This is a genomic window from Mesorhizobium waitakense (assembly GCF_056431085.1).
Genome location: NZ_JBWKME010000192.1, coordinates 258,938 through 269,104, shown reverse-complemented (window position 1 = coordinate 269,104; position 10,167 = coordinate 258,938). Strand labels below are relative to the sequence as shown.

Annotated in this window: 8 protein-coding genes; all 8 read right to left on the bottom strand. The window is 65.3% G+C overall.

The window, feature by feature from the left end; all coding sequences use genetic code 11:
* Positions 1-56 precede the first annotated feature (56 nt).
* The gene (locus tag AC07FD_RS35835) at positions 57-2,123 is read right to left on the bottom strand and encodes a 3-hydroxyacyl-CoA dehydrogenase NAD-binding domain-containing protein (RefSeq protein WP_478353663.1); all 2,067 of its coding nucleotides are present in this window, start codon (positions 2,121-2,123) and stop codon (positions 57-59) included.
* 257 nt (positions 2,124-2,380) lie between these two features.
* Positions 2,381-3,328, bottom strand: a complete 948-nt coding sequence (locus AC07FD_RS35830) for an ABC transporter permease (protein ID WP_478353662.1) — start codon at positions 3,326-3,328, stop codon at positions 2,381-2,383.
* Between the two features lie 2 nt (positions 3,329-3,330).
* Positions 3,331-4,311 carry an ABC transporter permease gene (locus AC07FD_RS35825; RefSeq protein ID WP_478353661.1) on the bottom strand — a complete coding sequence of 327 codons (981 nt, stop codon included), beginning with the start codon at positions 4,309-4,311 and terminating at the stop codon, positions 3,331-3,333.
* A gap of 1 nt (position 4,312) precedes the next feature.
* On the bottom strand, positions 4,313-5,782 hold the full coding sequence (locus AC07FD_RS35820; RefSeq protein ID WP_478353660.1) for a sugar ABC transporter ATP-binding protein: 1,470 nt from the start codon (positions 5,780-5,782) through the stop codon (positions 4,313-4,315).
* Between the two features lie 49 nt (positions 5,783-5,831).
* Positions 5,832-6,845, bottom strand: a complete 1,014-nt coding sequence (locus AC07FD_RS35815; RefSeq protein WP_478353659.1) for a substrate-binding domain-containing protein — start codon at positions 6,843-6,845, stop codon at positions 5,832-5,834.
* A 94-nt stretch (positions 6,846-6,939) separates the two neighbouring features.
* On the bottom strand, positions 6,940-7,830 hold the full coding sequence (locus AC07FD_RS35810) for an SMP-30/gluconolactonase/LRE family protein (RefSeq protein ID WP_478353658.1): 891 nt from the start codon (positions 7,828-7,830) through the stop codon (positions 6,940-6,942).
* Positions 7,831-8,045: 215 nt separating this feature from the next.
* Positions 8,046-8,780, bottom strand: coding sequence for a response regulator (locus tag AC07FD_RS35805; protein ID WP_478353657.1), 735 nt, complete (start codon positions 8,778-8,780; stop codon positions 8,046-8,048).
* A complete protein-coding gene (locus tag AC07FD_RS35800) occupies positions 8,780-10,066 on the bottom strand; it encodes a sensor histidine kinase (protein ID WP_478353656.1) in 1,287 nt (428 codons plus the stop codon). Before AC07FD_RS35800 ends, AC07FD_RS35805 begins: the two co-directional genes overlap by 1 nt.
* Positions 10,067-10,167 lie beyond the last annotated feature (101 nt).

Sequence of the window (10,167 nt, the reverse complement as noted above, 5' to 3'; positions counted from 1 at the left end):
GGTAACTCCAGTCTCCCCGGTCCGGTCCGAATGGACAACCTCCTGAAAGCTCACAACTAGGCCCCGGTTTGCCAGGAGCCGGTCTCGGCCATCCGCCTGAGCAATGGCGCCACCTTGAACACATCCTTGCCGGTCCGCTGATGCCAATGGTCGAGCCGCTCGATGAGCTTGGCCGGCCCTTCGAGGCCAGCCCAGAACATCGGGCCGCCCTTGCCGACGGGAAAGCCGTAGCCGTTGACCCACACGACGTCGATGTCGGATGCGCGGGCCGCGATCCCTTCCTCCAGAATCCTGGCGCCCTCGTTGACCAGCGGATAGAGCGTGCGTTCGATGATTTCTTCCGCGCCGATCGCCCGTGCTGTGATGCCCTTCTCGGCAGCCTTGTCGCGGATCAGCGCCTCGACTTGCGGGTCCGGAACCGGCATGCGTGCGCCAGCCTCGTAGAGATAGAAACCTCGGCCGGTCTTCTGGCCGAAACGACCCTGTTCGCATAGCGTATCGGCGATCACGGCCGTCTGGCCGCGCGCCTTGCGGTTGCGCCAGCCAATGTCGAGGCCGGCGAGATCGCCCATCTGGAACGGTCCCATCGGCCAGCCGAAATCCGTGAACGCCTGGTCGATCTGCCGCGGCGTAGCACCTTCGAGCAGAAGCGCCTCGGATTCCGAGCCACGCGCGGCCAGCATGCGGTTGCCGACAAAACCATGGCAGACGCCGACGACGACAGCCACCTTGCCGATCCGCCGCGCCAGATCGACGACGGTCGCCAACGCTTCGGGTGCGGTCTTCTCGGCCCGCACGATCTCCAGCAGCTTCATGACATTGGCCGGCGAGAAGAAATGCAGGCCGAGCACATCCTGCGGGCGCGAGGTCGAGGCGGCGATTTCGTCGATGTCGAGATAGGAGGTGTTGGTGGCGAGGATGGCGCCGGGCTTGGCGATAGCATTGAGTTTGCTGAAGATTTCCTTCTTGACCGCCATGTCCTCGAACGCTGCCTCGACGATCAGGTCGCAATCGGCGAGATCGGCATGGTCGGTGGAGCCCGTGAACTGGGCGAGCCGCTGCCGCCTGGCATCCTCGGTCAATGATCCCCGCGTGACGGAGACGGCATAGTTCTTGTCGATGGTGCCCAGTCCGCGTTGCAGCGCCTCCTGGCTGGTCTCAAGCAAGGTGACGGAATAGCCGCCGTTGGCGAAAGCCATGGCGATGCCGCCGCCCATGGTGCCGGCGCCGATGACGCCGATACGCGCGATCCTGCGCTTGATGAGATCTTTGCCGGGAATCTTTGCCGCCTCACGTTCGGCGAAGAACAGGTGGCGCTGCGCGCGCGACTGGTCGCTGGCGACGAGCTCGACGAACAGCGCGCGCTCCGCAGCCAGCGCCTCGTCGAAGCGCAGCGTGATGGCATTGCGCACCGCCTGCGCGCAGGCAATCGGCGCTTCGAGCCCGCGCGCCTTTTTGGTAAGGTCGGCAGCCTCGCTGTCGAAGGCAGCCAGATCGACTTCCTTAAGCAGTTCATCGCGATCGCGCACCGGGGTGAACGGGCCGCCCTTGCGGGCTATTTCCCTGGCAAAATTCACGGCATGCACGATCAGCTCACCGTCGAACACAGCGTCGACCAGACCGGCGGCATGCGCCTCGTCAGCACCGATCGGCGTGCCTGAAACGATCATCCTGAGCGCCTTCAGCGTTCCTACAAGCCGCGGCAGCCGCACCGTACCGCCGCCGCCCGGCAAGAGGCCGAGCTTCACTTCGGGCAGGCCGAGCCTGGCCCCGGCATCGGCGACGCGGAAATGGCAGCCGAGCGCCAGTTCCAGGCCGCCGCCGAGCGCGGTGCCATGGATGGCGGCGACCGTCGGCTTGGCGATGGTTTCAAGCAGGGCCACGATGGCGCGCAGTTCCGGCTGCTGCACCGGCTTGCCGAATTCGGCAATGTCAGCACCAGCAACGAAAGTCCGCCCGGCGCAATCGATGACGATCGCCGCGACCGACGCATCATCCCGCAGCTCAACCAGCGCCTGCATCAGCGGCTCGCGGACATGGAAGCTCAGCGCGTTGACCGGCGGATTGTCGATGGTGACGATGGCGACATCGCCGTCCCGGCTGACCTTCAGGAACTCGGACACGCGAAACCTCCCAGCGATGGTGAGCGGCTTGCAGCCGCGCGGACGGGATTTACAGCGCCATGACGCCGATGGGAACCCGATGCCGGCCTGGCACAATGATTAGAGCAATTCCAGGAAAAGTGTTAAACGGTTTTCCGTTCGGAATTGTGTCAAAACAAAGAGATAGAGCGGTTCTGCGTTTCCGCGAAACGATGAACCGCTCTAGCAGCCTTGAAGTGCCTCGCGCTGGCCGGCAGGCGTGCTGACGAAGGCGTGGGTTACCGCAGCGCCTTCTGCCCGCCCGCGGCCGTGATGACCCCAACAATGATCAGCCCCGTCAGCAGCAGCCGCACGCCGGCGCTGACGCCGAAGGTGTTGAGCATGGTCAAAAGCAGCACCAGGAACAGCGCTGCGCCCCAGACGCCGGGCACATTGGCCTTACCGCCCGCCACCGATGTGCCGCCGATGACGACGACGGCGATCGAGGCCAGCAGGTACTCATTGCCGATGTCGACATTGGCGCCCCGGAAATAGCCGGCGAGCAGCGCACCGTCGATGCCGCCGAGCGCGCCCGACAGCGTGTAGGTGAGGAAGCGTATGCGGCCGACATTGACGCCGGCCAGCCATGCGGCGCGGATGTTCTGGCCGATCGCCAGCACCGAGCGGCCATAGATCATCCGCTGCAGCGCGATGGCGGCACCTATGGTGAACAGCACGGTGAGGATCGCCAGCACCGGAATGCCCAGCACCTGCCAGTTGGCGAAATCGGCGAAGCCGGGCGGCGGCTTGATCTGCAGCCCGCGTCCGTAGCTGATGTCGATCGACTGGATGATGAAGCTGGCCGACAGCGTGGCGATGATCGGCGGGATGCGCAGCGCCCAGATCAGCAAATAGTTGGCGGCGCCGATCGCGGCACCCGTGGCGAGCGCCGCCAAAAGCCCGACCACGATCATGGCATCGTTGCCGTCCATCACCTTCATGGCGACGGCGCTGGCAAGGCCGATATTGGCCGGCAGCGACAGATCGACATTGCCGGGCCCAAGCGTGATGACGAACATCTGGCCGACACCGACAATGACGGTGAACACCGCCAGCGACAGTGCTGCGGTGACCATGCCGCCGGCGCCATGGCCGCCGGTGAAGACGATTGTCGCCAGCCACACCAGCAAGGCGCCGAGAAACGACCAGATCCAGGGTTTGGCAAGCAGTGGTTTCAACGCGGCCATGGCTACCTCTCCCTACGGCTGATCAAGACGCGGGCCGCCAGCACGATGATCAGGATGGCGCCGTTGGCGGCCACCTGCCAGTCCGGTGGAATGTGCATGAAGGTGAGCAGCGGCGAGGCGGCCAGCGCCAGCGTCAGCGCGCCGATCACCGCGCCGATCGGCGACACCCGGCCACCGACGAATTCGCCGCCGCCGAGGATGACGCCGGCGATCGCCAGCAGCGTGTAGCCATTGCCGATATTGGCATCGGCCGAAGTGGTGATGCCGATCAGCGCCATGCCGGACAGCACGCCGAACAGACCGGCCAGCGCGAACAGCGCGATCTTGGTCTTGAGCAGCGACCAGCCGGCGCGCCCGAGCGCTGCCGGATTGCCGCCGGAACCGCGCAGGATCACGCCGTAAGAGGTGCGCATCAGCCCGAAATGGACGATGAGGCCGATCAGCAGCGCGGCGATGATCGGGAACGGCACGAAAGGCGGCTTGAATGCCATGAACGCCAGCAGCCAGTCCGGCGCCTTGCCGCCGGGTTTGGGCAGGACGAGGATGGCCAGCCCTTGCCAGACGAAGCTCATGCCGAGCGTCACCACGATCGAAGGCAGGTTGCGCAGATGGATCAGCGCGCCGAGCAAAGCATAGACGCCGATCGACCCGAGCAGGATGGCGACACCGATCAGCGGCGCGTCCTTCAGCCAGGTCGCGGTAACGCAGCCAACGAAACCGACGAAGGTGCCGATCGACAGGTCGAGTTCATTGCCGGCGATGACAAACATCTGCGCGATGGTCGCCAGGGCGATCGGGATCGCCAGGTTCAGCATCAGGCTGAAGCCGAAATAGCTGATGGCGCGCGGATTGAGCCAGGCGATGGCGAGCAGCACCAGCGCCAGTGACAGCGCCGGCAGCAGCCCGCGCAGCAGGCGGGCACGGGCCAGCGCGCCACGCTCGGCGGAACTCCTGGCAGCGGTGTCGAGGCTGGCGGCCGTCATCTCAGAGCGCATCGCCGAACGAGGACTGGATGATCTTCTCTTCGGTCAATTCGTCGCGGCGCAAATTGGCGACGATGCGGCCGTTTTTGAAGACATAGATGTGGTCGCAATTGTCGAGCTCTTCGGTCTCCGTGGTGTACCAGAGGAAGGTGCGGCCGCGGCGGGCCTCTTCGCGCACGAGGTCGTAGACCTCGAGCTTGGTGCCGATGTCGACGCCGCGCATCGGATCGTCCATCAGCACGATCCCAGCGTCCGAGCCAAGCGCCCGGGCAAACAGCGCCTTCTGCTGGTTGCCGCCCGACAGAGAAAAGATGTTGTTGTTCATGTCCGGTGTGCGGATGCCGATCTTCTTTTGCCAGAATGCAGCAAGCTCGGCCTCGCGCCGCGGCGAGATCAACAGCCCATGGCGCAAGCGCACCAGCGAGCGGATGCCGATATTCTGCGCAATCGACCATTGCGGGAAGATGCCGTCGGACTGGCGGTCGCCGGCCACCAGCGCCACCGGCGCGGTGACCTCGATGCCGGCCTTGGTGCGCGATGCCGCAGCGAAGATCGCCAGCAACAGGTCGGTCTGGCCGTGGCCAGCCAGACCGGCAAGGCCGATGATCTCGCCGGCGCGCGCGACAAGGTCGGTGCCGTCCTTCTGCACGGCGGGTCGCGCCCGCACCCGCAGCGCGCTGGCCGCCGGTTTGGCTTCGGCGACTTGCGCCGCGATCTTCTGGCGCGCTTCCGCCCCACCCATCGCGGTCACCAGCCGGTCGCGGTCGAAGGCACCAGCAGCGTCGGCGACAACCACCTTGCCGTCGCGCATCACCACGATGCGGTCGGCATTTCGCAACACCTCGCCCAGCACATGCGAGATCAGGATGCAGCTTTTGCCGCCGGCGACGAAGCGGCGCACGAAGGCCAACAACTGTCCGGCCGTGTGCGCGTCGAGCGACGATGTCGGCTCGTCCAGGATGACGAGGTCGAGCCTATCCTGGGTGACCGTGAAGGCGCGCGCCACCTCCACCATCTGGCGCCGCCCGATCGACAGGTCGCCGACGATGTCAGACGCCGAGACGCTGTGACCCGGAAAGATCTCGTCGAGCTTGGCGGCGATCAGTTCGGCCGCCTTGCGCCGCCAGCCGAAGCCGCGGAGCGAGGCATGGTTGATGCGCGTGTTTTCGGCGACGCTGAGATTGGGACACAACGACAGTTCCTGGAAGACGCAGCGTATGCCTAGTTGCTGTGCCCGCGACACCGAGTAATTGTCCTCGATACCGCCATGCACGCCGATCTGGCCGCTGTCGGGCACCAGCGTGCCCGCAACCATGTGCATCAGCGTCGACTTACCGGCGCCATTGTGGCCGACAAGCCCGACGCATTCGCCGGGACCAACGTGGAAATCCACGCCGCCCAGCGCGCGAACGGCGCCGAAATGTTTTTCGGCGCCGTTCAGTCTGATGATGTCAGCGTTCCCTGCAACCATGCTCAACGATATCCGCTCGACGATACGGACGGCAACGCTTCTCCGACACTCACTTGATGTTGGCTTTGATGGCCGCGATCGCGTCCTCTTGCGTGTATTCGTGGCTGGCGACGCCACCCTTGACGATCTTCGGCAACTCGGCTTCGAAATCGTCCTGGGTGAAGGCCAGATACGGCACCAGCAGATCGTGCGGGATGTCGGTGCGGCCGTCGAGCACCTGTTGCGCCACCCAGAATGCGAGCGACGACACGCCCGGCGCGATCGACGCCGACCAGGTCTTGTAGCCGTCCTTGTCCTTCTGTTCCTTCCACCACTGCAATTCGTCCTGGCGGTTGCCCATGATGATGGTCGGGCGTGGCTTGCCGGCGGCGGCAAAGGCCTGCGCCGCGCCATAGCCGTCACCGCCCTGGTCCACGATGCCGACGACATCGGGCAGCGACGGCAGGATGGTCGCGACCGCCTTCTGCGCGGTGGTCTGGTCCCAATCGCCGGTCACCGAGCCGACAATCTTGAACTCGGGATGGGCAGCGACACATTCAAGGATGCCGGCATGGATGGCATCGTCGATCGAGGTGCCGGCAAGGCCACGGATTTCCAGCAGATTGCCGCCCTTGGGCTGGAACTTGGCCATCTGCTCGACTTCCTGCTTGCCCATGTCCTTGAAGTCGACGACGACGCGATAGGCGCAAGGTTCGGTGACGGTGCCGTCGAAGGAGACGACGGTGATGCCGGCATCGCAAGCCTGCTTGATGGCGCCGTTGAGTGCGTCCGGCGAAGCGGCGTTGATGACGATCGCGTCATAGCCCTGCAGGATCAGGTTCTGCACCTGCGCCGCCTGCGTGGGCACTTCCTTGTCGGCGGTGGTGAAGATATCGGCCGCGCCGACGACCTTGTCCGCGACCGCTTTCTTGGTGACGATGCCATAGCTGTCGAGCATCGCCTGCCGCCACGAATTGCCGGCATAGTTGTTGGAGAAGGCGATCTTCTTGCCACTGGTGTCGGCAAGTGCCGTGCCCGAGGCGAGCATCGCTGCCAAAGCGCCCAAGACGAACAGTTTCTTCATGTCGTAATCCTCCCAGATGTTTACTGCTGCAGTTCCTGCCGGTTTTGACCCCGGCCTCGCTCCCAATCTGATTTGAGCACGAACGGTCCCGAACTCAAAACAGTCTCAATCCCGGCACGCGCACCCGGAGCCGGTACAGCGACGTCGATGCAGCGATGTAGAGGCTGCTCAGATCGTCGTCGCCGAAGGTGAAATTCGCGCAGTCTTCCGGCGTCCGGATGACACCCAGAATGGCACCCGACGCGTCGAAGACATGGATGCCGCCGGGGCCGGTGCAGTAGACATTGCCGCGGCTGTCGATCTTCATGCCGTCCGGCGCTCCCGGCCCGTCCCCTTCGGTCACCGCCCACACCGCACCGCCGTTGAGATCACCATCCGGCTCGACGCCGAACACCCTGATGTGCCCGCGTTCGGTGTCGTTGATGAACAGCCGCGACTCGTCCAGCGAAAAACAAAGCCCGTTCGGCTGGACGAAATCGTCGGCCAGCAATGTTAGCCGGGTGCCGTCGCCGTCGATGCGGTAGACGCCCTGGAAAGACAATTCCTGTTGCCGCGGCACGCCGTAGAATTCCACCCTGCCATAGCCCGGATCGGTGAAGTAGATCGAGCCGCCGGTGGCAACGACGATATCGTTCGGGCTGTTGAGCTGCTTGTCCTGGTGGTGTGTGGCAAGCACGGTCACGCGGCCATTGGGCTCGGCGCGGGTCACCCGGCTCGTCGCGTGCTCGCAGGTGACCAACCGTCCCTGGCGATCCAGCGTATTGCCATTGGCCTTGTGGCTCGGCTCGCGGAACAGCTCGATCTCGCCCGTCGCGCTGCGGCGATACATGCGGCTTTCCGGAATGTCGGAGAAAACCAGCCACTTTTCATAGGGATGCCACACCGGCCCTTCGAGGAAACCGAAGCCGCTCGCCAGCGTTTCGATCGTCGCATCGCCGACGACGTCGTCGAAGCCGGAATGGCGAGCTCGCGCCGACACCGACATCACTGGTGCCTGGCGGCGCGAACAGCCGTACGAATTCGCATGGCGACGAATGGCATGAGCGCTTCCCTGGACATGTTTTCTTATTGGGGATCGAAGGTAGTTGCGGCACCGGCGTGGCGATACGGGTCAAAGCGCACGTCCGACTGTGCATTTGCACAGTCGCGCCCAAGCAAAGCAAAAGTGTCAAACGGTTTTCCGAACCGCTCTGGCTGCAATCAGTGATCGGGCGAAGCCTGCGCCAGCCAGGCGTCGAGCCGGTCCTGCTCGCGGCGCAGCGCGTCGATGTTGATCAGGCCGCGCGCCATGGCGAGATAGATCGCCCGCGTCCGCGAGTTGAACACGGATGCATCGCCGGCGCCGTCCTCCGGCGGCACGATACCGAGCTTGTCGTAGACATGCTTGATGCGGCTCTGCGCGCCGCGGATCGACAGGCGGCGGCGTGCCGCGATCGCCCGGTCGGTCAGGCCAAGCGCGATGTCGATCAGGCTTTCATATTCGCCGTCGGTGATTCCCTCGAACTTGTCCTGGACACGGTGCTGGATGCCGCGGATCTCGCGGTCGATGATGCAGTGGCCCTCGCGGAAAACGCCGCGCAAGGCCGAGCGCATGCCTTCCTCCGTTGCCGATTTGAGCACATAGCCGTAGACCGAGCCCGGCGGCACGATGCGCGCCACGCCCCGCACATAGGCCTCGTCAGCGAAATTCGACCAGAACAGGATGTGCGTGCCGGCGCGGCGGTTCCAGATCGCCCTGGCAACCTCGATCCCGGTCGCCTTCGGCATCTGCAGGTCGAGCACGACATGCGGCGGCTCGCGCTCGGCCGCCAGGTTGATGGCGTCCTCGCCGTCGCTCGCTTCGATCACCTCGACGTCGCCGGGCCACAATTGCTCGACGGTGCGCCGCGCGAAGGTGCGGTGCAGTCCGTCATTTTCGGCGATCATCACAAGCATCACATGGCCTCCGACACGGCGAGCTGGCCGGGCGCCGTTGCAGCCGCCGCAACCGGCAGCTCCCGCGACGGCCGGCGGTCGATCTCCACGACGACACGGGTGCCGCCGCTCTTGCGGCCGGCCTGCCCGATGCGCAGCCGCGCACCGATCAGCGCGGCGCGCGTATGCATGTGGCCAATGCCGCCATGGGCGGCCGGATCGACAGTGCCGCACCCCTGGCCGTCATCGGTAACGATAACCCGCAGCACGCTTGCGGTCGACGCCAGCAGCACATCGATGCGGCGCGGCGCGGCGTGGCGAACCGCATTGTTGATCGCTTCCTGCACGATCCGGTAGAGCGCGGTGCGGACGGGCTCCGGCAGGCTGTCGGCGCCGCCGTCGCTGGTGTCGGCGATGCGCACGGCGATAGGCGGCTTGGCTCTGGCGACACTGCGGTTGAGATGCGCTTCGACAGCGTCGCGCAGGCCGAACAGTTCGAGCACGCTCGGCCGCATGTCATCGACGATGTGGCGCAGTTCCGTCAGGCAGCCGGCGACCTCCTGCTCGAGGTCGGCAAGCTGCGCCGCCCGGGCCACGCCCTGGCCGCGCAGGGCCGAAAGCTGGCGTGCGATGCGGGCGAGGTCGGCAAGCGTCTGGTCATGCAGGTCCATCGCCATGCGCCGGCGTTCGCGCTCCATGCCTTCGGTCAGTTGCGAGGCGCCGACGCGCAGCAATTCGACGCGGTTGCGCGCCTCGCTCTCGGCAAGCATGGCGCGGCGCGCCTCCTCGGTCTGGATCAGCGCAAAGATATAAGGCGCGATCAGATCGGCGCATTGCTGGGCGACCGCGACATCGGCAAGCGTGTAGCAGCCGACCTCATGCCGGCTGATGTTCAGCGCCCCGATGATGCCGCCGCGCGCCCTGAGCGGCACGACGATGCGGCTGCGCAGCCTGGCGGCGAAGATCGGTCCGTCGATGGCCGTGGCGAAATGGAAGCGCTCATCGCGCAGCGCGTCGTCGGAGAGCAGATATGCCACTTCGCCCCACAGCACCGAGCGAATCGGGCTGACTTCGGTCGGCAGCGGATGCTGGGCAAGCTCGCTCCAGCTGGTGTGGAAGCCGGCTTCGTAACAGGCATGTCTGCGCCCATCATGCGACAACACCGCCAAATCCATATGGTCGTGTGGAATGAGCGTGCCGATCTCGATGGCTGTGGCACGAAACGCCGTGCCGGGATCAATATGGCCGGCAAGCGCCGCCGAAATCGCCAGCAACCGGTCGATCAGGACCAGGGACACCTCCGGCATGGCTTCGCGATCCTCCCGTGCCGGGAATAGTGGACGCTACGCGGCGCCGCTGTCAACGAGGGCGCCATTGGCCGTGGCGATCAACTTGCGGTGCAATGATT

What these genes read in the sequence shown, in the direction of transcription:
- AC07FD_RS35805 (WP_478353657.1), bottom strand. Translation starts at nt 8,780, where the DNA reads ATGCTTGTGATGATCGCCGAAAATGACGGACTGCACCGCACCTTCGCG.
- AC07FD_RS35820 (WP_478353660.1), bottom strand. Translation starts at nt 5,782, where the DNA reads ATGGTTGCAGGGAACGCTGACATCATCAGACTGAACGGCGCCGAAAAA.
- AC07FD_RS35825 (WP_478353661.1), bottom strand. Translation starts at nt 4,311, where the DNA reads ATGACGGCCGCCAGCCTCGACACCGCTGCCAGGAGTTCCGCCGAGCGT.
- AC07FD_RS35810 (WP_478353658.1), bottom strand. Translation starts at nt 7,830, where the DNA reads ATGTCGGTGTCGGCGCGAGCTCGCCATTCCGGCTTCGACGACGTCGTC.
- AC07FD_RS35830 (WP_478353662.1), bottom strand. Translation starts at nt 3,328, where the DNA reads ATGGCCGCGTTGAAACCACTGCTTGCCAAACCCTGGATCTGGTCGTTT.
- AC07FD_RS35815 (WP_478353659.1), bottom strand. Translation starts at nt 6,845, where the DNA reads ATGAAGAAACTGTTCGTCTTGGGCGCTTTGGCAGCGATGCTCGCCTCG.
- AC07FD_RS35800 (WP_478353656.1), bottom strand. Translation starts at nt 10,066, where the DNA reads ATGCCGGAGGTGTCCCTGGTCCTGATCGACCGGTTGCTGGCGATTTCG.